General features: G+C 61.5%; 19 protein-coding genes. 10 read left to right on the forward strand and 9 right to left on the reverse strand.

Annotated features, from left to right (window positions below; all coding sequences use genetic code 11):
• Nucleotides 1-9: 9 nt before the first annotated feature.
• The 4 genes from OUZ45_RS05125 to OUZ45_RS05140 are packed head-to-tail and all read left to right on the forward strand — an operon-like array spanning nucleotide 10 to nucleotide 4,530.
• Entirely contained in the window at nucleotides 10-1,521 is a 1,512-nt protein-coding gene (locus OUZ45_RS05125) for a cytochrome P450 (RefSeq protein ID WP_266168858.1), read from the forward strand.
• A complete protein-coding gene (locus tag OUZ45_RS05130; RefSeq protein WP_266168859.1) occupies nucleotides 1,518-2,909 on the forward strand; it encodes an MATE family efflux transporter in 1,392 nt (463 codons plus the stop codon). The genes OUZ45_RS05125 and OUZ45_RS05130 overlap by 4 nt, the downstream gene beginning before the upstream one ends.
• Nucleotides 2,910-2,964: 55 nt before the next feature.
• Nucleotides 2,965-3,747 carry a thioesterase II family protein gene (locus OUZ45_RS05135; protein WP_266168860.1) on the forward strand — a complete coding sequence of 261 codons (783 nt, stop codon included), beginning with the start codon at nucleotides 2,965-2,967 and terminating at the stop codon, nucleotides 3,745-3,747.
• Nucleotides 3,748-3,771: 24 nt separating this feature from the next.
• On the forward strand, nucleotides 3,772-4,530 hold the full coding sequence (locus OUZ45_RS05140; RefSeq protein ID WP_266168861.1) for a 4'-phosphopantetheinyl transferase family protein: 759 nt from the start codon (nucleotides 3,772-3,774) through the stop codon (nucleotides 4,528-4,530).
• A 147-nt stretch (nucleotides 4,531-4,677) separates the two neighbouring features.
• Here the strand turns inward: OUZ45_RS05140 and OUZ45_RS05145 are convergent, their stop codons facing one another.
• Complete coding sequence (locus tag OUZ45_RS05145) at nucleotides 4,678-4,956, reverse strand: hypothetical protein (RefSeq protein WP_266168862.1); 279 nt, start codon at nucleotides 4,954-4,956, stop codon at nucleotides 4,678-4,680.
• A gap of 525 nt (nucleotides 4,957-5,481) precedes the next feature.
• On the opposite strand from OUZ45_RS05145, the gene OUZ45_RS05150 reads away from it, so the two are divergent.
• From OUZ45_RS05150 to OUZ45_RS05170, 5 genes are all read left to right on the forward strand, one after another.
• Complete coding sequence (locus OUZ45_RS05150) at nucleotides 5,482-6,156, forward strand: DUF1120 domain-containing protein (RefSeq protein ID WP_266168863.1); 675 nt, start codon at nucleotides 5,482-5,484, stop codon at nucleotides 6,154-6,156.
• Between the two features lie 174 nt (nucleotides 6,157-6,330).
• Entirely contained in the window at nucleotides 6,331-7,053 is a 723-nt protein-coding gene (locus OUZ45_RS05155) for a fimbria/pilus chaperone family protein (RefSeq protein WP_266168864.1), read from the forward strand.
• 89 nt (nucleotides 7,054-7,142) lie between these two features.
• Nucleotides 7,143-9,620 carry a fimbrial biogenesis usher protein gene (locus tag OUZ45_RS05160; RefSeq protein WP_266168865.1) on the forward strand — a complete coding sequence of 826 codons (2,478 nt, stop codon included), beginning with the start codon at nucleotides 7,143-7,145 and terminating at the stop codon, nucleotides 9,618-9,620.
• A 7-nt stretch (nucleotides 9,621-9,627) separates the two neighbouring features.
• Nucleotides 9,628-10,209: a DUF1120 domain-containing protein gene (locus OUZ45_RS05165; RefSeq protein WP_266168866.1), complete on the forward strand. Its 582-nt coding sequence runs from the start codon at nucleotides 9,628-9,630 to the stop codon at nucleotides 10,207-10,209.
• A gap of 79 nt (nucleotides 10,210-10,288) precedes the next feature.
• On the forward strand, nucleotides 10,289-10,483 hold the full coding sequence (locus OUZ45_RS05170; RefSeq protein ID WP_266168867.1) for a hypothetical protein: 195 nt from the start codon (nucleotides 10,289-10,291) through the stop codon (nucleotides 10,481-10,483).
• Nucleotides 10,484-10,695: 212 nt separating this feature from the next.
• Here the strand turns inward: OUZ45_RS05170 and OUZ45_RS05175 are convergent, their stop codons facing one another.
• The 7 genes from OUZ45_RS05175 to OUZ45_RS05205 form a co-directional block, all read right to left on the reverse strand.
• Nucleotides 10,696-11,250 (reverse strand): peroxiredoxin family protein, encoded by a 555-nt coding sequence (locus OUZ45_RS05175; RefSeq protein ID WP_266168868.1) that lies wholly within the window; start codon nucleotides 11,248-11,250, stop codon nucleotides 10,696-10,698.
• A 187-nt stretch (nucleotides 11,251-11,437) separates the two neighbouring features.
• The gene (locus OUZ45_RS05180) at nucleotides 11,438-12,103 is read right to left on the reverse strand and encodes a protoglobin domain-containing protein (protein ID WP_266168869.1); all 666 of its coding nucleotides are present in this window, start codon (nucleotides 12,101-12,103) and stop codon (nucleotides 11,438-11,440) included.
• Nucleotides 12,104-12,312: 209 nt separating this feature from the next.
• Nucleotides 12,313-13,248, reverse strand: coding sequence for a hypothetical protein (locus OUZ45_RS05185; protein ID WP_266168870.1), 936 nt, complete (start codon nucleotides 13,246-13,248; stop codon nucleotides 12,313-12,315).
• Nucleotides 13,245-15,608, reverse strand: coding sequence for an LTA synthase family protein (locus OUZ45_RS05190; RefSeq protein WP_266168871.1), 2,364 nt, complete (start codon nucleotides 15,606-15,608; stop codon nucleotides 13,245-13,247). The genes OUZ45_RS05185 and OUZ45_RS05190 overlap by 4 nt, the downstream gene beginning before the upstream one ends.
• Before the next feature lie 13 nt (nucleotides 15,609-15,621).
• Nucleotides 15,622-16,923 carry a YaiO family outer membrane beta-barrel protein gene (locus OUZ45_RS05195; RefSeq protein ID WP_266168872.1) on the reverse strand — a complete coding sequence of 434 codons (1,302 nt, stop codon included), beginning with the start codon at nucleotides 16,921-16,923 and terminating at the stop codon, nucleotides 15,622-15,624.
• Nucleotides 16,920-18,431, reverse strand: a complete 1,512-nt coding sequence (locus OUZ45_RS05200) for a glycosyltransferase family 2 protein (protein WP_266168873.1) — start codon at nucleotides 18,429-18,431, stop codon at nucleotides 16,920-16,922. The genes OUZ45_RS05195 and OUZ45_RS05200 overlap by 4 nt, the downstream gene beginning before the upstream one ends.
• The gene (locus OUZ45_RS05205; RefSeq protein ID WP_266168874.1) at nucleotides 18,428-19,489 is read right to left on the reverse strand and encodes a HEAT repeat domain-containing protein; all 1,062 of its coding nucleotides are present in this window, start codon (nucleotides 19,487-19,489) and stop codon (nucleotides 18,428-18,430) included. Before OUZ45_RS05205 ends, OUZ45_RS05200 begins: the two co-directional genes overlap by 4 nt.
• 1,412 nt (nucleotides 19,490-20,901) lie before the next feature.
• On the opposite strand from OUZ45_RS05205, the gene OUZ45_RS05210 reads away from it, so the two are divergent.
• Entirely contained in the window at nucleotides 20,902-22,548 is a 1,647-nt protein-coding gene (locus OUZ45_RS05210) for a cyclic peptide export ABC transporter (protein WP_266168875.1), read from the forward strand.
• On the opposite strand, the gene OUZ45_RS05215 is transcribed toward OUZ45_RS05210, so the two are convergent.
• The gene (locus OUZ45_RS05215; RefSeq protein ID WP_266168876.1) at nucleotides 22,526-23,464 is read right to left on the reverse strand and encodes an aspartate/glutamate racemase family protein; all 939 of its coding nucleotides are present in this window, start codon (nucleotides 23,462-23,464) and stop codon (nucleotides 22,526-22,528) included. The two genes, OUZ45_RS05210 and OUZ45_RS05215, sit on opposite strands and share 23 nt — an antisense overlap.
• Nucleotides 23,465-23,507 lie beyond the last annotated feature (43 nt).

The raw sequence follows: 23,507 nt of genomic DNA on the forward strand, positions 1-23,507 counted from the left end.
TGATCAGGTATGACCGCCCAAGAGGGGAGTGCCATGAACGAAACGATTGCCTCGGACGAACTCGGTCTGGCCGCGGAAGCGCCGGCCGAGCTGCGTTACACGCGCCGCATCGACGACCTGCCTGGCCCGAAAGGCCAGCCCTTCGTCGGCAACGCGCTGCAACTCAGCGGCCGGCAGATGCACCAGAAGTTCACCGCCTGGGTACGCGAGTTCGGGCCGATGTTCCGGCTGCAGGTGTTCGGCCACACCATCGTGATCGTCTCCGACGCCGCCACCGCGCATGGCGTGATGCGCGAGCGCCCGGATGGGTTCCGGCGCAACGGCGGCTTGAAGCAGGTCATGAATGAGCTGCACATCGGCGGCGTGTTCACTGCCGAGGGCGCCGCCTGGCGCAAGCAGCGCAAGCTGGTGATGAGCGGGCTGAATGCCGAAGTGATCCGCAACTTCTTCCCGACCATGGTGGCCTTGACCGAACGGATGCTCGAACGCTGGAAGAAGGCGCTGGCCGAAGGCCGTGCCGTCGACCTGCGCCGCGACCTCAAGGCCATGGCGCTGGACACCATCGTCGGCATCGCCATGGGCCACGACATCGACGCGGTGAACCAGGACGGCGACCCGTTGCAGCGCGATATCGACAACATGTTCCAGCGCCTGGGCAACCGCACCACCGCGGCGTTCCCGTACTGGCGCTACTTCAAGTTACCGGTGGACCGCGCGGCCGAGCGCTCGTTCGCCGACATCGAGACGCGGGTGACGGAGTTCATCCACCACACGCGCGAGCGCATGGAGCAGCAGCGGCACCTGCAACGCAAACCCGCCAACATGCTCGAGGCGATGATCGCGGCGAGCGAGGATCCGGAGTCCGAGTTCACCGACGAGGAACTGGTCGCCAACGCGATCCTCAGCGTGATCGGCGGCGAGGACACCACCGCCAACTCGATCGCGTGGATGCTCTGCCTGCTCGCGCAAAACCCCGTCGCCGCCGCCGCGCTGGCCACCGAAACGGACCAGGTGCTCGGTGACGCGCCGCTGCCGCGCGAGTGGGAGCAGATGAAGGCGTTCCCTTACCTGGAGGCGGCGCACAGCGAGACGCAGCGGCTGAAAGCGGTCGCGCCGTATCTCGGGCTCACGGCCAATGCCGATTGCGTCGTCGCCGATACCTTCATTCCGAAGAACACAGCCATCATTGTGGCGACGGCAGGCGAGGGGCGCGACGAGGCGCAGTTCCCCGGGCACGAGCGGTTCCGGCCCGAACGCTGGATCGCTGAACTGCGCGACCCGGGAGAGGACGACCCCACCCGCAAGCTGTTCCCGTTCGGTGGCGGCGCACGGCTGTGCCCGGGTCGCTTCCTGGCGCTCACCGAGATCAAGGTCGTCGTCTCGATGATCATGCGCAACTTCGAGTTGGAACCCGACCCCAAGGCCCCACCGGCGAAGGAACTGTTGAATTTCTTCATGGCGCCCAGCTCGGTGCCTGTGCGTCTGAAGCTGCGCGTGCCGCCGGCAGGGGAGGCCCGTTGAACGCCGTCGCGTCCGCGTCCAACGTGCAGATCGCCAAGCGGATCCTGCACGTCTCGCTGCCCTTGATGGGTTCCATGATCGGCAACCTGATCATGATGCTGGTCGACCGGATCTGCCTGGCGAGGTATTCCAGCGACACGCTGGCGGCCTCCGGGCCCGCGGTCTACACGGCCATGGCGATCGTTGGCTTCTTCGTGGCGGTGGTCGGGTTCTCGCGATCCTGCGTGGCGCAGGCCTTCGGCCGCTCGGGTCATGCGAACGCTTCCTGGCAGGCCGCCATCGGCATCGTCGTCGGCGTCGTCTTCGCCGTACTGCTGCTGCTCATGGCGCCTCTTATGGCGTGGATTCCCGCGCTGAGCGACCGGCCGCTCGCGTTGACTCGGCTGGAGTCCCAGTTCCTCTACTGGTCGGCGTACTTCGGTGCCGCGATGACGTTCAACATGGCGTTGTCGTCGTACTTCAACGGCATCGGCAAGACCCGCATCACCCTGGTCGCCGGGCTGGTCGGGCAAGCGGTAGGGATCTTCGCGACCATCGGCCTGGTGTTCGGGCGGTTCGGCCTGCCCGAACTCGGCATGCGCGGCTCGGCGCTGGGTACGCTGGCCGGCACGCTGGCGATCACGCTGATCTATGTGGGGTACATGCCCAACGGCGTCTGGGGCGACGTCCGGCGGCTGGTGGCGACGCGCGGTATTCATCGTGGCGACGTGATGCCGAGGATCAGGAAAGGTGTGGCTCTGGGCGTGACGGCTGGCATCGGCAATTTCGGCAATGCCGCCTTCATCTGGATCATCGCCGGGCTCGGGGCGATCGCGCTCGCCGCCAACAACGTCAACCTCACCGTGAGCTACATCGGCGTGATTCCGCTCCTTGGCTTAGGGATAGGCTGCAGCGTGCTGTGCGGGAATGCATTGGGCCAGGGCGCGTTCGACCAGGTGCCGAGGATCCTCCTCGTCACGCTCGGGATCGAACTGGCGTACGTGGCGGTCACCGCCTTCCTGCAGATCGTCACGCCCGGCGTGCTGCTCGATCCGTTCGGTCTCGCCGACAAGCCCGACGAGATCCGCCGGGCAGCGGTCGCGACGTCGAAGGTGCTGTGGACGTATTCGCTGGCCTTCGCGTTCTCGATGACCGGACAGGCGGTGCTGGAGGCCTTCGGCCTCACCCGGTTCCTGTTCGTCGTGCGCTTCGTCATGATGTGGGTGCTGAGCATCCCCACGATCTACCTGATGACCCTCGGTCACGTCGGCGACGCCGAATACCTTCCCGTGTGCTGGGTCGTCGGCTCGTCGTTCGAAGCAGGCATCGGCATCCTGTACTTCTGGCGGATCTGGCTCGCGGTGAGGCACCGGCAGAACGACATCGTATTGGCGCACGCCGAAAGTTGAGGAGCGCAAAAGTGAAGGCAAGGGCAGGGCGTGTGACGAAGACTTGGTGTGGGCCATGGGAGCCAATGTGAAACCACCTGGCCGTTGGTTCAGGCGCTTCGGTGAAAGCACCCACGCCCGTCGCCGCCTGATTTGCTTCCATCATGCCGGCGGTGGGCCTTCCTTGTTTCGCGAGTGGCATCGGCATTGCCCACCGGATACAGAGGTGTGGGCTGTCGCGATGCCCGGACGGGAAGCTCGCTTCGGTGAGAAACCTATCGATCAATTGCACGTGCTTGCGGGCATGTTGATCGACGTGTTGCCACTGGATCTGCCTTTCGCATTCTTTGGCCACAGCCTGGGTGCGATGGTCAGCTTCGAGCTGGCTCGGCAGCTGCACGAGCGTGAGCTGGCCGTTCCACAGCACCTTTTTGTATCGGCATGTTCCGCACCGCACCTATGCCACAGAGGCACATCGCGCGCCCATCTGAGCGATGCCGAATTGTTGCGGCTACTGGAAGGTTTCGGCGGCACGCCGAAGGAAGTTCTTGGGCATCCCGAATATCTTGAGATGGTGCTGTCGATACTGCGCGCGGACTTCAATCTCATCGACGAATATCTCGTGCCGGACGACTGTGACGCCCGCTTTCCCATCACGGCGTATGCCGGCACCCGAGATGTCCACGTCAACCCAATTAAGATACTGGCCTGGGATCGATGGGCGACACATGATTTTGTCTGCCACCAGTTCGACGGCGATCACTTCTACCTTACCGAACACCGCGAAGCGCTCATCAACGATATGTTCGGCAGATGGCGCAAGAGCGATGTATCGAAGGCCGCTGATGCTTGTGCGTGATCCGATGAGATGGATATCCAGGCGATGAGCGAACTCGACACCACTCAGGCGAGCTGCGCGACATTTGAGGTCTTCGCCGTCAACGCCGCGCGTACCGCACTGTGGAGGGACGCTCGCCAGGCCTGCGACAAGGCGTTGGCGCAAGGATTCGCCTTCGTGGCGATCCTGCGCGAGGCTGGCGCGTTCGCTGACGAAGAGCTGCTTGTCGACGAGGACCGTCAGCGCGCCAAGCGCTTTCGACAAACCCGCGATCGCGACAACTTCGTTCTGGGCCGCACGATGGTTCATCACCTCGTTCGCCCGAAGGGTGTCTCAGAGCCAAGCGCTTTCTCCCTTGGCCGCTATGGCAAACCGTTCCTCCCCGGTTGCCCCACCTACAATCTGTCCCACTCGGACCATTGGGTCGCTTGTGCGATCAGCCAAAGCGAACAAATCGGCATCGACGTCGAAACCTTCGAGCATCTGCAGGATTATCGCGACCTGTTGGCCACCATCACGCATCCGGTCGAACGCCGAAACATCGACCAGGAGATGGCACCGGAAAAGCAGCTAGCACTGTTCAAGCGCTGCTGGACACGCAAGGAAGCCGTGCTGAAAGCGACCGGCAAGGGCCTGAGCGACGATCTGTGCGCCATCGACGTCCGCTTGACCGAAAGCGAGCCGGTGCTCAGCTATCCAGCATCACTACGGCTGGTCGACCTGCTGGTGGACGATGATCGAGTGACCATCTCGTTGGCACTGGATCCTTCCGTGCCTGGTGTCGTCGTCATGCTTGTACTGTGATATCGGGAATCTAATGTTTAGCCGCACTCCAGCGGCGGAAACAGCATGTCCCGCGCCAAATGCAAACGCAACCAGGAAGTGCGCGCCTGTCGCAGGCCGAACTCGATGCGCGTATTGCAGAGCGCTCGGCGGAGGCCGAGCGGTTCCTTAGTGCGAACTGCGGATGGGGTGGGAGGTGCCAAGGCCGATCATGCGAGCGGCGGCCACGGCCAGAAACGCCCAAAAGGACCGGTTCCACCGGTGGCCATCCTTGATGACGCAAACGGTCGCCCAGCGAACGGCTGACAGATATTCCGTCAAGACGCGCGGATAGGCAGCCGGCACGATCTGTTCAATGCTGTGGGCCTCCCCACCCACGTCGCCGAGCGCGAGGCAGTCATGGGCATGGCGATGGTCATGCTCGATGGTCCGTAGCCCGATACCCATGCCACGCGTCAAGGATTCTTTCGCGTGCAGTAACAGTCTTCGGAAAGAACGGTTTGTCGTCACGCAGCCAAGACGAGCGAAAGAATCTCGCGCATTCACGGTACGAGTTATTCACGACAAGAACTAAGGAGCGGCGTAAGGATGGCCGCATCACCTACAGAGGCCAACCACCCCAAGGTATCTCTGCGGTGATCATGGACGATTTGGGCGGCTAGAAGGGTTTACCTTCGAGCCTTTTTTTGGGCCCGCCTTCCTATCGAAACTCACACTGCGGTGATTTTTAGGACCAATACGATTTCACTCGAGTGCGACGATTCCTAAGGTGACTGTCAAAGCATACGTTCCGCTTGGATGGCTGGAACGTTACTAACGCAGGGACGCACCGCAGGCTCCAACGGTGTCTGCATTGCACGAAATTCTTGAGTCAATGCCCTTGATCGCAGCCGCGGTACAGGGTGAGTGCGGCCAAAAGAATTTCCCATTCGTAACGTTCTCCATTAGGAGATCCACTAAGAGAGGAACACCATGAAAACTAAGCTTCTTGCTGCAGCCATTGCCGTCACCGGCCTAGTCGCACTAGCCCCGACTACCTACGCGCAGTCGATTGACGTCAAAGTTATCGGCACTATCACCCCATCGGTGTGCACCCCGAGCATCGCCGGCGGTGGTGTGGTCGACTACGGCACCATTCCCGCTGCGACGTTGAACCAGACCGCCTTTAACGTGCTTCCTGAGAAGGGAGTGGCATTCACCATTACGTGTCCCGACGGCCCGGCTCATGTCGGCGTCACGGTTGTCGACAATGAGTCGTCGAGCATGGTTGCTGGCATCACCGCGGCAATCGCCGCTGGCTTCACCGATGGTTACAACTATGGTCTCGGAACGGTTTCCGGCGCCAATGTGGGTGGTTACGTGATGCGTATGAAGCAGGGGTCGTTCACGGTCGACGGCACCGCCACTCCGACCATCAGTTCCAACGATAGTGGTACCACCTGGCTTTCCTCGACTAGCGGTGGCATGGGCCATTTTGCTGGTTCGATGGTCTCGTGGGGCACCACGCCGGCCGCGGGTCCGACGATGGGTGCGCTCTTCTCGGGCACCTTGGGTGTACAGGCGGTACTTAACAAAGGTTCCGCGCTTCCGCTGACGGCTGACGTACCGCTCGCCGGCTCGGCCACGATGACGCTGGTCTATCTGTAATCAGCAAGTCCGGGCAGGGCCGTCGATTCGGCCCTGCCCACCTCCTCTATTCGATCAAGCACGGGGCAACGGCGTCGCTGATGCCCGAGAGATCTACACGCCTAAAGCACCCCAACCACCCGACGAATCGCTCGTCATCAACGCCAGGTTGGCTCCCACATCAGGAGAAAGACCATGACGCCCAAGACCCAACGTTCGCTGGGAAGGATCCTTGCCATGGCGCTGTTCGCCCAGCTGGCTATGCCCGCCATGGCCGACGGCATGAAGCCGGAAACCAGTGTCATCGTACTCAATGAAGCCGATGGCGAAACCAGCATCAACATCCAGAATACGGATGCCGGCCCCGCGCTGCTGTACTCATCGATCCACAACATTCCCGAGGACGACGAGCCGCTGGCCATGCTGACGCCGCCGGTGGTGCGCGTCGAGGGCGGCCAGACGCAGCTCGTGCGTTTTATCAATCAGTCGAAGGAACCGCTCAAGACCCAGCGTCTGAAGCGCGTGTTCTTCGAAGGCATTCCCCAGAAGGACGAATCGGGCGGCGCTCGCATCAACATCACAGTGCGCCAGGACATTCCACTGATCCTTCACCCCAAGGGCCTGCCGAAGAATCGGGAGCCGTGGAAGTTGCTGACGTGGTCTGTGGAAAGCAGCGATCTCGTGGTGCGCAATGACAGCGCGTACGTTGTGCGGTTGGCGCAAATGGTCAAGCTGCAACCGGCTGGGACGGAAGTCAGCCTTCCGCGCACCTACGTGTTGCCCGGTGAGACCTTCAAGTTGCCATTGCCTGCCAACACCGCAAAAGCACATTCCGTACGGCTCTTTCCGGCCACCGTGTACGGCTATGCCGTGGACAGTTATGACGCGCCGTTGACGTCAGCTACCAACAGTTCTTGACGACGACACACGCCCGCCGCGGCCCCAGAGAGACCACGACGATGCATCCGAACTCACCGCTTACCCATCCGAGAAGTACCGGACAATATATGTCCATTCGGAAATCCGCTCGTCCCGTGCTGCTTCGGCAGCCGCTGGCGGCGGCCATCTCATCGATGCTGCTAGCTCTGTGCTCCATGGAGGCGTCGGCGACGGATACCGAAAGCACCACCAAGACTCGCGCATCGTTTGATACAAGGACACTCCAGGCGCGCGGTATCGATCCGAAGGTCGCCGAGTATTTCAGCGAGGCTCCCCGCTTTAGAGAGGGGACGCATACGGTCACCCTCATCCTCAACGGGGCGAAGCTCGGACTTGTCGATGCGACCTTCGATGAAAACGGACAGCTTTGCTTCGATCGCGCTTTGCTGGAGAAAGCCAAGCTTCGCGAGACGGCGCTAGTCAATCCTTCCTCGGCAAGCGATACGGCGAACGCATCGGGTTGCTACGACTTCGCTGCGACCTATCCAACCACCAAGGTCACGCTGAATCCGGCGCAGGATGAAGTGGCGCTGCTGGTTCCGACAGAGGCATTCCAACCGGGCGGCTACGACCTGGCCAACGCTGCCACCGGTGGCGCCGCGGGCTTGCTCAATTACGACCTGTTGGGACAGTCCACGAGGACGAGCGGCCAATCGAGCCGCTATCTGTACGCGTCGACGGAAGTGGGCGCGAATGCGGGCGACTGGATCATGCGGAGCCGTCAGGTCTATACGTCCAATGATGACCGTTCGCGCTTCGAGCATGTTTACGCGTACGCCCAGCGCACTTTCACCAGCCACAAGGCCATCTTCCAGGCCGGACAGATCAACATTACCAGCCCACTGTTCACAGGAGCGCCGATTTCGGGTGTGCAGATCATCCCGGAAGGTGCGCTCGCCGCCCAGGGCAGTGGTCCGGTGGTGGAAGGCGTGGCGCAATCAGATGCGCGCGTCGACGTACGCCAGGCCGGCGCACTGATCTATTCGACGCGCGTGCCGGCCGGGCCGTTTGCGTTGAACGATATCCCCCTCCTCAACGGACGAACCGATCTGGAAGTAACGGTGGTCGAGGGCGACGGCGCGGAACGCAAGTTCATTGTGCCGATGGCATCGCTCAACGCGTCGTCTCTGCCGCGTACCGGCTATTCCTTGGCGGCGGGCAAGGTCCGCAATATCTCGGGCATCGAAAGTACGCAGCCGGTGGTAGCCACCGCTGCCGGAAGCTGGGTGGTAAGCAAGAGCACGGTCGCCTCAGGCGGTGTCATGGGCGGCAGGGGCTACCAGGCGCTCGGCCTGGGCGTGGATTCGAAGGTGGCGACGAGTACGATCGTTAGCGCGCGCAACACACTTTCCAATGCGTCGAAGGACAACGCCCGGGGTGTACAAACCAGTTTCGCCATCAACGCCAATCTAACCGGTTCGCTCAGCGCCGGTGCGTCTGCGACGTTTCAGACGAAGGGGTATCGTGACCTGCTCGATACCACCTATGGGGATTTCGGTGCATTCGGTTCGAGTCGTTATAAGAGCCAGTTCACCGGTACGCTCGGATGGTCCCATCCGACCTGGGGCGGACTCAATCTTTCCTATTCGTCGGTCCAGACCTTTAACGGAACGACGACGGGGCGATTCGTGGGTTCATGGGGCAAAACGTTTCGACACGCCAGCGTGTCGGCCAGCCTGGAAACCGAGCTGGGCTCGTCGGGGCAGCACACTACCCGTCACAACGGCAACGCGTTCTACGTCAACGTGAACATCCCGCTCGGTTCGCGCAACCTGAGGACCTACGTCAACCAACGCGATGATCGGCTGCGCACCGGCGCGACACTCAGCGAAAAGGTTAACGACACCATGAACTATCGTGTCGCGGCCGAGGGCGGCGACGGCGGCACGGACCTGACCGGCAACGTGGCGCTGACCCCGCGCTACACGCAGATCAATCTCGGCGCGGGCCACTATGGTTCGGGCAGCACGTCCTTCTTCGGGCAGTTTCGCGGTGGCGTAGCTCTCCACGACGGCGGTGTCACTGCCTCGCCGTATCCGATTCAAGACACCTTCGGCGTGTTGTCCGTGGGCGATCTGTCGGGTGTCAAGGTCACGACGCCCTATGGGCCAGTGTGGACGGACCCCTGGGGCAAGGCGGTGATCCCGCAGCTGCCGGCGTACAAGAGCAGCCGCGTCGAAGTCATTACCAAAACGCTACCCCGCAATGTGGATATCAAGAACGGCTTCAAGACAATCGAAGCTGGACGCGGCTCGGTGATCGATGTGCAGTTCGACATCGTCAAGACCCGCCGAGTCCTGGTCACCGCCATCGATGACCAAGGGCATCCGCTTGCTAAAGGCTCTTCGGTGATGGGGCCGGACAACACCTTCGTGACCACGGTCGTGGACGATGGCCAACTCTTCTTGGCCAATGCCATGAACAGCGAAGGCCTGAAGGTCTTCTTGCCCGATGGCAAGCAATGCGCACTGAACGTGACGCTTCCGGAGAAAGCCGATGAACATGCCTACTATGAAAACGCGATCGCGTCGCGCCGGATCTTGTGAGGACGCCATGATGAACACTATTACGCGACGCTGGATAACACGCCTGTGGGCATTGGTCGTTGCGCTCGCGGCCCTGGGTGCAACGATGAACGCGCAGGCGGCGAGCTGCGAGATGCAACTCAGTGAGAACACTGTCGATTACGGTCAGTTGAACAGGGCGGAACTCGAGGTATCGAGCGTGCCCAATAGCGATGTCTTATTGGGCAAGCGCCGGCTGACGCTCAATGTGATCTGTGAACAATCCACCGATATCGCGCTGCGTTTCAACGCGACGCCGGCGCAAGGCGGCGGCTATATGTTTGCCGACCAGGGTGACTTCACCGTACTCATGAGCAACGCGACGCTCGATGGCAACACTGTGGCGCTGGCGAAGACCGATGCCACCGGTCGATCGATACAGGGTGCAGCGGCGAATCAATACGTGGAGCCCGGCCGCGGCGTGGCTGCTGTTTCAGGCAGCACGCCGGCCCGTGGCAAGCATTTTGTCGTCGGGCTGGAGATCGAAGCGAGCATGCCGCACTCGGCCATGCGCGTTCGCGGCGAGACTCGCTGGGAAGGACTTGGTCAGCTCGAACTGATCTCACAGTGAACAATGTCGACGGCATTGATGGGGGTGGGGCACCGCTCTTGCACAATGGAACCCGCCTGGCGAGACACGCAAGGAAGCCGTGCTGAAAGCGACCGGCAAGGGCCTGAGCGACGATCTGTGCGCCATTGACGTTCGCTTGGCCGAAAGCGAGCCGGTGCTCAGCTATCCAGCATCACTACGACTGGTTGACCTACTGGTGGACGATGATCGAGTGACGATCTCGCTGGCACTGGATCCTTCCGTGCCTGGTGTCGTCGTCATGCTTGTACTGTGATGCCCGGAGCCTGATGTGAGCATCGGTAGGAGCGCACCCTGTGCGCGAAACGCGCCCGATTGGGCGCGCGCTTGGAAAGCAGCCCCGCTTCGCAGGGCCTTCACTCGGGCCGTCCATGGCCCTCGCCCTGCGGGCGGCTTCGCCGTGCAAACCGGCAATCCTGCCAGTTTGTCGCGCACAGGGTGCGCTCCTACGGTGACGCGTGCTGGGCGCTAGACCGCACACGCATCACCGCCACAACCAACTTCATCGCGCTCTTCGAGCGCATGTGGCTCCGCCGCCAAGGCCTTGAACGGACGCTCCACCAACGCCCCGACGATCGCTCCGAGCGCCATGTCGTCGATGCGGCCAAAGTGATTCAATTGAACGTGACCTTCCTGGTCGAGCAGCACAAGGCTGGGCGTACCACGCAAACCCCAGGCGGCCATCGTCTTGGGAACCGGACTGTGCGAATCGGCTTCGTCCACACCGATCGGGAACGCCAGGCGATACTCGTGGATGAAAGCTTCGAGCGCCTCCGGCCCCATCACTGCGTGATGCTCGAAAACGGTATGCAAGCCGATCACCGTCAACTGATCTTCGGGGAAGGCTTCGCGCAACCGCACGGCTTGCGGCAGGCCGTGCGTCACGCAGCCCGGGCACAGCATCTGGAAGGCGTGAATCGCCACGACCCGACCCCGCAAGGCGTCCAGCGCGATCGGCTTGGGCGTGTTGTACCAGCGGCTGACATGCAGCGTCGGCGTGACCGGGAGGGGAGCACGGTTCATGGTCAAGATTCCAAGGTGGTGGGGAATGAAATAAGCCGTGCGAAGCACACAAAAGCTGTTTTGAGTGCTTCGCACAGCACCTCTACTGGATTTCTCGCTCCTCAAGCCCGAGCACATCCATGTGCTCTCCCCGCGTACTGGCCTGCGCCGGAATGACGAGCAAAAAAACGCTTCTCCCGGCTAGGGATCAGAAGCGCCCATCGCGCACGTAGGGGTAGCTCCACAGAATGCTTTGCATCAGAACGGCCTTCACCCATGCGTCATGCATCTTTTCGACGTCTTCCGGGGAGGCGCCCTTCTTGGCGAGGAAGGGCTTGAGCGTCGTCGTCACCGGGATCGTCAGCGCGGGGAGATAGCGGAAGTTCACCGAAGGCGTGCTGTCGGCCTTGTCGGTCTGGTTCTTCTTCGGTGTGGTGTGGCGCCGGCCGATCTCGTACTGATAGTCCAGCCAAGTCTGGTCGTAGTTCGCGTCTGCCGTGTCGAGAATCCATTGAGCGAAGCGCTTGCGCACGGCGCCCAAGTACGCCGCGTCCGGTTCGCCGGTCTTGTTGTTCTTGAAGTACACGACCAGTTCTGGCGTGGAGGCGACGAAGCCATACCAGACATCGAGGATGGCGTCGGTCTGGTCGGCGAGGATGGGTTTGCTCATGCGCAGATAACGCACGTCCTCATCGGTGAAGAGCAGCGTCTTCTCCAGCGACTTCAGGTCCTGCAGGGTATACGGCGCCTTGGCCAGCGAATGCTGCCCGTAGGTGTAGCCGGGGATCGAAGGCGCGCTCTGCGCACTGGCTTGCTGGGCCAGCAGCAAAGTGGAGGCAAGGGTGGCGGCACCGACCCATCGTGAAAAGCTCATGGTTTCTCCTGTTGATTGAGGAACAGGAGGAAAGTCTAGGCATCGATATGGTATGGATGGACTCAATTCATCCAAAAAACGTTGCCATTAGTCCATGAGAGCCCTTGCTATCGCATCTCTCTGTTTTCGTTTGATCACCTTCGCTGCTCGGCGGGGCGCTCGATAGTTCGCCTCTGCACTGAGCGGCTGCTTCGATTTTGAACGGGCTCTCAATCCCGATCCCGCTCGACCCAGCGCCGATAGGCACGATAATGATGGATAGCAAAGCCGCCAAACGATGGCTCGTCACGCAGCGCTTGTTCTACTTTTCGCACCTCCTGCTCAAACACTTTCGGCCCGACTTTGTCGAAGGTGACCTTGTCGATCTCGTTGGGCGACACTTCGAGTCCGATCATCACTTTCTTGCCAACGCGGTTTGAATAGGCGATCTCGCTGGCTGCATTTGAAAGGATGCCGTCGCTGCCTTCGGCCTTGTGGCGGTAGTCCATCAACGCGACGTAGTCGAACAAGTCGATGATGTGCTCGCTTGCCGGGCGTCGGACACCTTTCCATTCCAGTTCGATGCCGTCCAGCCAGAAAGGAATGGCTGGCCCCACCGCCAAGGTGGCGCCGTATTCGCGCTTGATCCGCATGAGCGCATCGCCCATGTCAATGAAGTCGGTGAGCAGGCGCTCGCGGCTTTTGTCATTCCATTCGTCGAGGAGGTGCGGCTCGATGTCCAGGTTGGCGCCATCGAAGCGTGCCATCTGCGGGGCGGCGACGTTGTACTTCACCACTCGGCGAAACATCGCCTCGGCCTTCTTGCGGTAGGCGGGCAGTACGTAGTTCTCGGTGTGCAGGTAAGCCGAGCCCAGTAGCGCGTACACTTTCAGGTGTTGCCCATGCAGCCGCTCGATGAAGCCGCGGTATAGCTGCGGTTGCTCGACGAGAAGGTCGTGACCCTCGTAAGCGTCGGCGTACAGGTACACGCTGTCGATGTGCTTGGATTTGAGATAGGTCACTGCTTCTTCGGCAACGGCGGGATCCTTGACCATGGCGTAGGACTCGGTCTCCCAGATCCAGATGGCGCGGCTGAGGTTGCCGGTCGCGCTGATCGGCAACGCACACATCAGGAGCATCAGAAACAGGCCAGTGAGACGGATCAAGGCGGGCTTCCTATGGCGGCGGCATTCACCGTCAGGTGGTAGCGCCCCTGCCCAATGGCCTTGCCGGTCTGCGGGTCCGATGGGAACACCGATACATAGCAGCGACCGTTGCAGGCCTCGGACTGGCGCATGGTCAGCAGCACTTGCCGACGTCCGCCCGCTGGGAGTTGCAACGCGTGGCCGTCGACTTCCTGCAGCTCGCGGCCGTCATCGGCGGTCAACACGGCTAGCGGCACGAACACGCGGCTCTGCCGTGCATCGCCGTTGCTGAAGATGGCTGTCAGTTGCACATCACTAGTACCAGCGGCCACATCGACCGATTCCATCGACAGTCCACGCACGACCGATGCGATGCTGCTCAGTTCCACTTTCTGCGCGGTAGCTTGGTAAGCCACCAGCTTCGGCGTGGGGCCGTCCGGTGTCATCGCCTGCTGCTGCATGAAAATCGCATTGGCTTGGTTATAGCGCTGCAAGCGGTGGGCCACCCAGTCACGCACGGATAAATCGTCGGTGGGTGCCAGGTGTATGCCATCCTGCAATTCATAGACTTGCCCGTCACGCAACCACCAGCGCCCGGCCAAGTACTCCAGCGCGCTGGTCTTGGTCTGTTTCAATGGCAGCTGGTGGATGTTGCGGAAGCTGTCGGCCATGTCCAAGCCGGTACCTAACCAAGGCGTCCGCTCCGGTCGCTTCAGCCCATAGGTATGGGACAGCAGCGCCAACAGCGACGGCGTGACATCCAGCTGGGAGGACACCGCACGGACGCGCCTGGGTTGCTTGAGTAGCGGCGAGAAGATGATCAGTGGCACGTGGTAGCGGTCCACGTGCTCGCCCATCGGAATCTCTGGCAGGCGATGGTCGCCGGTGATCACGAAGATGGTGTTGGCGTACCACGGCGCCTGAGCCACCGATTCGAAGTAACGGCGCAGTTGGTCATCGGTGTAGAGGATGGTGCTGTAGATGTCGGCATTGGCCCGATAGGCCGCCAGTTGCGAGTCGGGAATAAGCAGCTTGCGCAGGCGTTGTTCGAAATGTGTGCGGTATGCGTCTTGTCCAGGGAATTGGTAGTTGGTGTGCATGGAGATGGTCTGCATCGCCAGCACGAACGGAGCCTGCAACCGTGCGCTGTCGGCTTGTACCCGCGACACGAGCTCTTCGTCCGGGTAGCCCCAAGCGTCGAAAGGATTACGCGTGTAACCCGGGCCAAAGTTCGTCAAGTCCACCAGGTGCTGCAGCGACTGCAGCTGCAGGTAGCCACGCTCGTTGTCGAAGGTGGTATCGGTGCCGTTGTAGAACGCGCTGTGGTAGCCCTGCTGTTCCAACACGCTGAACAGCCCCGGATGTGGTGGCATGTGCTCGCCCAGTGCGGCGAATCCTTGCTTGGCGAACGGTGCCGAGCCAAACAGCGACGGCAACACGCCAAAGGTGCGACCCTGGTTGGCCAGAAAGTTGTCGAAGTACAGGCTTCGCGCAGCCAGCTCGTCGAGGAACGGGGTGAAGCTGCCCAGCGGTGCCTGCGGGCCGGAGAACGAGCGCCCCAACCCTTCGACCACAATCACTACCAAGTTGGGCGGGTGGCCGTCAGAGGTGGGCGAGAAGTACGGACCAAGCGCGTCCGGCGTCTGCTCCGGGTGCAAGAATGGGAACTGCGGGTCCAGTGGTGGCTCGTTGGCGGTGGCGGCGGCCTCACTCGTCGCTGCACTGGCGTCGCCCTTCGACCAGCGCCAGACATCGGCGCCGAACCATGCCAGCTTGTTGTAGGCCAGATCCCGTGCTGCATCGTCCTTCAGCGTGCCTGCACCCGTCGGCAACGGCACCAGCCAGACCAACAGGCTGGCGCACAGCAGCAACGTGGTCCACAACCTCGAGCCGCGCGCATTCCGACGTGCCCGCCAGCCCAAGCCAGCCCACAGCACCAGCAACGGTAGAACCAGAGCCGGCAGGCTGCGCGGATCGAGCGCCGCACCACCGGCCAGGGTGGTGCGGATTTCCGCCGCGCTGTAACCGAACAGGTCCGTACCCAGTGGCACGTGCGCCACCTGGTAGTACTGGTCAAGCAATGCCTGCGCGACGACGAGCACCGACCACAGCACCGCCAACGCCATGGCACGCAGCCAGGGCTTCTTCAAGGCCAGTAGCGGAAGTGACAACAGCCATAGTGCGGGTACTCCACGCAACAGTACCCACCATGCTTGCGCGAAGGCGACACCAGCGATCATCCACTTCTGGTGGCCGTCCCAAGTGGCGTTGGCGATGCCATTGATCACCGCGTCTGCCACCAGCACGAACTCCGCCAGCAGCAATGCCGGGAACGCGGCGGAGAAGCGCGAGTAGGCGTTGCCGTGATGTTCGACAGTCATCGGTACGCCCCCCTCACCACCGTGAGTACAACGCTAGCCATAGTCGGCGCTCGTCGTAGCCACCGTCGTCGTTGGCATAGCCCGCACCCAGTTTGAATCCCCAATGTGGCGAAAAGTAATGGGCCCAGGCAATGCCGATCGCCGCGTTGCTGTTGCGCACCACGGAGCCGAAGCGCGCTACGTCGGTGCTGCGACCGCTACTGATGCTCAGCTCCAGGTAATCGTCGGCATCACCCCGGTAATAGTTGCGGACCACCAAACGTTGACTCCAACTGCCGGAACCCACGCCAGGCACGTACTGCAGCTTGTAGCGCGCGTACCAGTTGCCAACGTAGCGACCCACGCCGATGCCGTAGAAATCGGTGTCGCTGGAGAAGTGCAGGTGGTCGATGCTGGCCGACAGCTCCCAGCCACGACCCACGCCCTGGAACGCCTCCATGCGCCATGCTTGCTGCGGCAATACACCATTGGAGGGACCGTGCTGGTAGCGCACGTTGGCGTAAGCACGCGACCACAGGGGTACGTAACCGTCCAGCGCCCAGGCCGTGTTGCTGCTGCCGAAGTGATCCGCGCGCAGCAATTCCAGCGCGAGCGAGCCCCGGCTGAAATAGCGGCGCAGCGATAGATCGGCGTCGTTCCAGTCTTGCCGGCTGCCGCTGAAGCCCGTGTGGTCCCAGCTGGCGGTGGCGCCCCAGCGATAGCCGTCGACGGTAGTACTGTCGGGGCTGGTGATGCGCGGCAACAGGCTTTGCTGCAGGCTGGCTACCTCTCCGGCATCCGCCCCCCGTGCTGCGGCAGCATCGAAATCGGTGCGAGCGGCGGCGAACTGCCCGGCATCACGCAGCGCACGGCCACGCGCGATGCGCGCTGCCGCATCCTGCGGTGCCAGCTCCACCCAGTGGGAGTAGGCGTCAGCTGCCTGCTGTGGGTGATTGCTCCAACGATAGAGATCGCCCAGTGCCGACCAGGCATCGGCGTAACCCGGGTTGTTCTGCACTACCGTGCGCAAGTCGCCTTCGGCAGCGTCGTATTGTCCGTCCCAGGCATAGGTACGCCCGCGCGCCAGCAACAGGTCGCTGTTGCCTGGGTGCTCGGCCAGCAATGCCGTGTAGCGCTTGATGGCCAGTTGCCGCTGGCCGCTGGTGGCGAGTTCGCGTACCTGCTGCATCTGCGCCGTCAGTGCATCGGGGGCGACATCCTGTGCCATGAGGTAAGGCGGGCTCGCCGCCAATGCGAGCAGCAGCCAAGGTCGCAGCGTGCGAAAGGCGCGGGACGGACTCCATGGCGCGGCACCGGATGAGCTGCTGCGTTTCATGGGGAGCGGCTCCCGTCAGCAGTCTGCACGATGGGCACCGCCGCAGTCTCCGCCGGGGCGTGTTGCCACGAGCCATCACGATTGACATAGCCCCACCCGTGGCGCCTGCGGCGCTTGAGCAACCACGTCAAGGTGCCGTAGAAGCGCCAGCAGGCATTGATCTGCCGATAGCCAAAGTTCTCCAGCACCGCAATCGCGAACAATCGAAGTTGCTGCGAGGGTCGTGCGTACAGACCGAAGGACAATTCCTCCAGCAGCATCGCGTTGACCGAAAGCAGGATGCCCATGCCCACCGCCGCCGCCAGGAAGACCAGGAACACTTTCAGCGACACCAGCCCAGTCAGGGCCAGCAGGATCATCGAGATGTAGCCGGTCACCTCAATCACCGGGCCAAGGAACTCGAACACCAGCATGAATGGAAACGCCACCCAGCCCGCTGCGCCGCCGCGACGGCTGAACATCAGGCGGATGTTCGACCACAGGCTCTCGGCCAGGCCACGCTGCCAGCGCACGCGCTGGTTGCGCAGCGAAGCGATGTCCGTCGGTACTTCCGTCCAGCACACCGGGTCCGGCACGAATACGATGCGATAGTCGTGCTTCTCCTCGCGCAGGTTGCGGTGCAGCCGGATCACCAGATCCATGTCTTCACCCACCGTATCGGGGCGGTAGCCACCGATGGCGATCACTCGTTCCTTGTAGAACACGCCGAATGCGCCAGAGATGATCAGCAGCGCGTTCATTGGCGACCAGCCCATGCGTCCGAACAGGAACGCACGCAGGTACTCGATCACCTGAAAGCTTGGCAGCCAGCGATTGGGTAGACCTACCTTGGACAGCATGCCATCCCTGACCGTGCAGCCATTGAGCACACGCACCACGCCGCCGCTGGCTGCGACTCGCCGGTCCTCCAGGAATGGGCGCACCACTCGCGAAAGGCTTTCCGTATGCAGAATGCAGTCAGCATCTACCACGCAGAACAATGGATAACGCACGCAGTTGATGCCGGCATTGATCGCATCGGACTTGCCGCCGTTGAGCTTGTCGACCATGCGCACGCGTGGGTACCGCGCCGAAGCGTAGACACCCTTGACGTGTTCGGTCTGCAGCCGGTCGCGATAGGCCTCGGGTACCCGCACCAGGCCAAACGCCTCAACCAGCGCTTCGCGCGTGCGGTCGCTGGAGCCATCGTTGACCACGACAATCTCGAACTCGGGATAGCTGGTCGTGAGTAGCGAGCGCACAGAGGACACTACCGACCTCTCCTCGTTGTGCGCGGGCAGCACGATGCTCACCGGCGGCTGGTACTGGCGCAAACCCGGCGGCAAGTAGTTGGCCCGGTATTCGCGCATATAGCGCACGATCTGATACGCGGAGATGTAATTGAGGATCAGGTAGGCCAAATTGATCGCCATGAAGTAGATCATGAAGATCCATTGCATGGATGCCGCAATTTGTACCCAAGGCACGTGGTGCAGATAGGTCACGAACCCCGCCCAGTACGTGCTCATGCCAGCCCCCCCATCTCGTGCTCGGAAAGCACGTGGTCGATGATGTCGCGACCAAAAGCGTCAGTCTGCCGCTGCTGCATTTGGCGCAATGCTGCCGTACCCATTCCCGGAAGCGCCAACAGCGCTTGTGCGGCACGATAGCGAACCCACCACACCGTGTCGGCCAGCAAGGGCTCCAGGCGCTGGCCATCGGCCGCCTCGCCGATGCGACCCAGTGCCGCCGCCGCATGCATGCGCACATGCCAACGCGATGCGGCAAGGAAGCCGGCCACACGCTCGCGATCCTGTTTGTCGTTCACTAGTTGCAGGCAGACCGACGTTACGTGGTCATCGACAGAACTGTCGAGCAATTCCCTGATCACGCCCGCGGCGCGCACGGAATCGATGTCGGCCAGGAACCGCACCATTTTCGCCATGGTGCCGGCATTGGCACGCAGCACAACATCGCCGAGCTCGCGCGCTGCGCTGCCATCCTCGTTTCTGGCCAGGATGCGTGCCACGTTACCCGGCACCCAGTCCTCACGCTCCAGAATCATCGGCACAAATATCGCCATCGCCCGGGGCGGGTCCACCTGTCCCAGTGCGTGCGCCGCGCACAGTGAAACGATGGGGCTGCGATCGCGAAGGAACGATGCCAGCTCGTCGAACACCTCTCGGTCGCGCAGGTATCCGAGTGCAATGATGGCCATCGCACGATGATGGTAGCTACCCCGCAGCATGCGCCGCGATGCCTCCACCAATCCCACGCGATGCCCCAGTGACGTCAGTCGTCGCGAGTCCGGTTCAGACAGTGATTCGTGGATCGTGTTCCAAGCTTCAACGAAACCAGTTGTTTCGCTTCGCTCCAAGCGGCGCACTTGCACATCCTTGCCTGCCAGCACGTGTTGCATCGCCTGTGACCAGTACAGCCGCGCGCGCTCATCACGCCGCTCACGCCTCTGCGCATGCGCTCGCAGAAAAACGATGACCGTCAACAGGCCGAAGGCAAACAGCAGAGTGAGTACCGCAACCCAGTACGCTACGTACAGGAGCGTTGCATCATTGGCGAGGCTTTCCATCGCTGCCCCCTGTTTACATGAACGATGCGCGGCTACCCATCCACGCCCCCTTCCAATCAAACGCAGCTTTAGACGTGCTTGGAGATCTCCACTTCGGGTCGAAAGCGGACCTCGGCCCCAACTGGATCGCAGTGACAGGCTACGCAAATATCCCGACGATCGATTCTGCAGCGCTTGGAACTTAGTTGCCGCTGGACATGCACGACGTTGCCGTACCGCCGAGAAGTGATCGTGTTGCCAGCATTGCCGTCCGTGGATGTTGTATTGCCGTAACGCCGAGGTCTTGAGCTATAGCTATCGCTGTCATTTCGATACCTGACATTTCCGTACGTCTGATATGTGCCCGACGTACCCGCGGAGTCGTAGCGACAAACGGTGTTGCCATAACCCTGATACCTCGACCAGGTTCTGCCCGGATCACTTTGATATCCAGCGTTTCTGTACTGCTAATAGATGGGCAGCTGTGTAGTGGCTGTGTAGCAGAAGGTCATCGGGAAGGAACCGATCAGCAAAGCTTTCAAGTCTTAGCCCCCATGATCATTGAGCGTGAAGCGCTCGATAGTATGGCCGGTAACCTCAACCTACCTAGGTAAAGCAACAAGTAGGCCTGTCACTCGCACCTAATATAATCAACTGGATAGCGTACATTTCTTAGGCTAATTCTCTGTTTTTTTGGCCACTATGTGACGCGATTTGGCAACGCACCGCCTTGGACGGTTGCCCATTCCCCAGGGGGGCGGATGTGACACCCTCCATTTTTGCGCACGGTGTTTCGAATGGAACGACCCGGCGCCCAAGGTCGACGCGCTGCGCACGTTGAAGGCCTGGTAGCAGGCTCTGCGAAAGACCAGTGATACCACCGTGATTCGCTGCGCAGCGCTACGTCAGCGAGAGGTTGTCCTTCATCCGCCAGACGGCATAGGGCAGGGGCATCCTGATAGTGCGCGAGGCGGACGGCTCCGATCTGACAAGTCTGGATTCGTACCAACGCCGATGGAGGACAAGGCTTTCAGGTATCGCTCGGGGCCTGGGCAACCGAAGACGCCGACATCTGCGCTTTCCTGGATGCGCGATTGCCGGCGCCCTGAGTATTGGCGCAGCTCGTGGAAACCTGGGGCTCCTATCAGGGAGTTGAGAAAGGACTGTTCTGCCCCTTCTCAACTCTCCCGAGTCTGGGGCATGTCCGGACCCGGCGCCACGAATCAGGCACATGACGCGCCTGATTCATGGCAGGCCGTCCCCCAACTTTTGACATCGGCTGAAAGTGGGGCGATTACCGGTTGACCCGTGATATTCAGGGCCGGCCAGGTACCGGCCGATGCCAAAAAGACTATATGCGTGAATCCACCGGTGTGAGAGAACGGCGGCAAATGCACTGAACCCGATCTTGTGCACTCACTAGAAGTAGCGCCGTGGATCTGCTCAGATTGTTCGCCAGTTGCGCCCCGAGCAAGGTGTGCCTATCTCTGGTGCTCGGCGCGTTGGCGGGGGGCGTCTTCGCACTGCTGATACCCATCATCATGATCAGCCTGGGCCATGCCCATGAGTTCGTCCTGGTGGGTCACACTTGGTCCATCGGGACCTCCAGCTACACGCTGGAAGCCCTGTTCACGGGTGCCTGCGTGGTCATCCTGGTGTTCCGGTCCTTGTCGCAAATCATGCTCAGCGGGGTGGCACTGGATGCGACGGCGAGCCTGCGCGTAAAGACGTATCGCCGGATTTTGAGCGCCCCCATTGCGGAGCTCGAACGCATAGGCCCGTCCAAGTTGCTGGTGGCGATTACGACCGATGTAAATCGGATTGTGGCCGGTGCCGCGCTGATTCCCACCATCCTGGTGGCGCTGGTGACGGTGGGCGGAATGCTTGCCTACGTCTATTTGCTGAGCCAGGTCGTCTTCTGGTTCGTGGTGAAGGCCATCGTGTTCGGCGTGGTCACGTATCAAGTTCCCATGCTGATAGGGAAGAAGTATTTCGAGAAGGCCCGCGACGATTCGACGGGTCTGCAGGAGGCCATACGGGGCCTGATCTCCGGAACCAAGGAGCTGAAGCTCAACAGGGTGAGATCGGAACGCTATTTCGGGGAGATCCTGCTGGCCTTCGAGCAAGCCGTGTTGCGCAATACGAAACGCGCGAACACGATCGTTCTTTCCGCGGCCAATTACGGCGATCTTCTCAGCTTTCTTGTCATCGGCGTGATCGCCTATGTGCTGATGAGCCATCACGCCGTGGGCAATGAGCAGCTGATTGGCTGCATCATGGCCTTGCTCTACATTTCCGGTCCGATCGGCCTGGTTCTCAATGCGATGCCTATCGTCGCCAATGCCAATGTGTCATTGCGTAACGTCAATCATTTGTTCGAAGCGATGCCGGTCGAACTGGCGGAGCAGACGTTTACGCTGCTCCCGTCCTGGCGGCAGTTGCGGTACTCCGACATTACCTACCGGTATGAAGACGCGGGCCACCTGTTTCATCTGGGGCCGCTGGACTTCGAGGTCGAACGCGGGAAGATCACCTTTATCACCGGTGGCAACGGTTCGGGGAAATCCACCTTGGCCAAGATCATTTCCCTGCATTACCAGCCGCTCAGCGGGGATGTGCATTTCGGCGATCTCAAGATCGGTCCCGTTACGCTCAACCGGGCGCGGCAGCATATCTCGGCCATATTTACCGACTATTACCTGTTTGACCGGTTGCTCAGCAACGCAGGGTTTGTCGATCAGGCCATGATCAATGGCTATCTGACGAGATTGGGCATTGCCGGCAAGGCCGATGTCGAGCAGGGAAAGTTTTCCACGCTCTCCCTGTCGGACGGGCAGAGAAGGCGCCTGGCGCTGCTGGTGGCTTTTGTCGAAGATCGCGACGTCTATGTCTTCGACGAATGGGCGGCCGATCAGGACCCTGGCTTCAAGGAAGTGTTCTACAAGGAAATTCTGTTGGAACTGAAACGGCGCGATAAAGCGGTGGTCGTCGTCACCCATGATGACAAGTACTTCCACGTCGCGGACAAGGTCCTGATGATGGAAGAGGGGAAGTTGGTCAAGACTGTAAATCGGTCCTGAAACGGGCTTGCTGCAGCTCGCGCATCGCGCAGCTCAGCGGATCGATCAGGGGCCATGGCGGCGTGATGCCCGGCGCGTGCTGCAGAAGCAGCGGAATCTCCGTGCAGCCGCAAATCATTCCGTCCGCCTGCGGCGCCCACTGCGCCAGCGCTTTCAGCAGTGAGGGTAACTGGGTGGCGGCATAGTCCAGGTTCCCCGCCTTGACTCCGCGATAGACGATGTCCATCAGCAGGGCTTCCGCGTCTTCGGAGGGCGTCAGGCAGCGCACATTCCAGCGCGCCAGGCTGTGGCTATAGAGGCCGGTGGCGCGTGTTCCGAAGGTCGAGAGCACGATGACGTCGGACATGTCACGGCAATGACGTGCCGCTGTGTCGACCAGATTGACCAGTCGCGTCTGCGCCGGAATGCGGATGTCCTTGAGAAAGTGGTGCGCGGTGTTGCACAGGACCACCAGCGTGGCCGTCTCCGGTTCGCCGGCGACCTGCCAGGCGAGATCCACCGCGGCGTTCAATGCGGTCACCACTTGCCGGCGCGTGGCCGCGGCATGTGGCTCTCCCGCCAGTTCGACGCGCACGGCAACGCTGCGATCGGGAACGGAGCAGGCTTGCACCAGGACGATCTTCCTGCTGGAACCGAAGCAGTCACAAGCCGCCGCGAAGCCGCGCAGGCCGACTTGCGGCCCCATGCCGCCAATGAGCAGCAGCGGTGGCGCGCTGACACGATGCGGCGACAGTACGAAGACTTCGTCCGCGAAAGACTGATCTTTGCTATGCCTGCCAAGCAGTGATTGTGTCGCGGCGGCGGTCAACAGGGCTTTTTCGGCGTCCATGGCAGCACGCCGTGCGGCTTCATGATCGTCGAATTGCCATGGATGCGTCTTGGGCGGGAGGTGCCGCTTCGCCTTGTGTGCTGTCATGTGTACACCCTGCGCTATTCGCAAGAACGGTGGTGCGAGGTAT

Source organism: Dyella subtropica, from assembly GCF_026283965.1.
GTDB lineage: Bacteria > Pseudomonadota > Gammaproteobacteria > Xanthomonadales > Rhodanobacteraceae > Dyella_D > Dyella_D subtropica.

Excerpts from the sequence above, each read along its gene's own strand:
- OUZ45_RS05125 (WP_266168858.1), top strand. The coding sequence starts at position 10 with ATGACCGCCCAAGAGGGGAGTGCCATGAACGAAACGATTGCCTCGGAC.
- OUZ45_RS05135 (WP_266168860.1), top strand. The coding sequence starts at position 2,965 with ATGGGAGCCAATGTGAAACCACCTGGCCGTTGGTTCAGGCGCTTCGGT.
- OUZ45_RS05140 (WP_266168861.1), top strand. The coding sequence starts at position 3,772 with ATGAGCGAACTCGACACCACTCAGGCGAGCTGCGCGACATTTGAGGTC.
- OUZ45_RS05145 (WP_266168862.1), bottom strand. The coding sequence starts at position 4,956 with ATGGGTATCGGGCTACGGACCATCGAGCATGACCATCGCCATGCCCAT.
- OUZ45_RS05150 (WP_266168863.1), top strand. The coding sequence starts at position 5,482 with ATGAAAACTAAGCTTCTTGCTGCAGCCATTGCCGTCACCGGCCTAGTC.
- OUZ45_RS05155 (WP_266168864.1), top strand. The coding sequence starts at position 6,331 with ATGACGCCCAAGACCCAACGTTCGCTGGGAAGGATCCTTGCCATGGCG.
- OUZ45_RS05160 (WP_266168865.1), top strand. The coding sequence starts at position 7,143 with ATGTCCATTCGGAAATCCGCTCGTCCCGTGCTGCTTCGGCAGCCGCTG.
- OUZ45_RS05165 (WP_266168866.1), top strand. The coding sequence starts at position 9,628 with ATGATGAACACTATTACGCGACGCTGGATAACACGCCTGTGGGCATTG.
- OUZ45_RS05175 (WP_266168868.1), bottom strand. The coding sequence starts at position 11,250 with ATGAACCGTGCTCCCCTCCCGGTCACGCCGACGCTGCATGTCAGCCGC.
- OUZ45_RS05180 (WP_266168869.1), bottom strand. The coding sequence starts at position 12,103 with ATGAGCTTTTCACGATGGGTCGGTGCCGCCACCCTTGCCTCCACTTTG.
- OUZ45_RS05190 (WP_266168871.1), bottom strand. The coding sequence starts at position 15,608 with ATGACTGTCGAACATCACGGCAACGCCTACTCGCGCTTCTCCGCCGCG.
- OUZ45_RS05195 (WP_266168872.1), bottom strand. The coding sequence starts at position 16,923 with ATGAAACGCAGCAGCTCATCCGGTGCCGCGCCATGGAGTCCGTCCCGC.
- OUZ45_RS05200 (WP_266168873.1), bottom strand. The coding sequence starts at position 18,431 with ATGAGCACGTACTGGGCGGGGTTCGTGACCTATCTGCACCACGTGCCT.
- OUZ45_RS05205 (WP_266168874.1), bottom strand. The coding sequence starts at position 19,489 with ATGGAAAGCCTCGCCAATGATGCAACGCTCCTGTACGTAGCGTACTGG.
- OUZ45_RS05215 (WP_266168876.1), bottom strand. The coding sequence starts at position 23,464 with ATGACAGCACACAAGGCGAAGCGGCACCTCCCGCCCAAGACGCATCCA.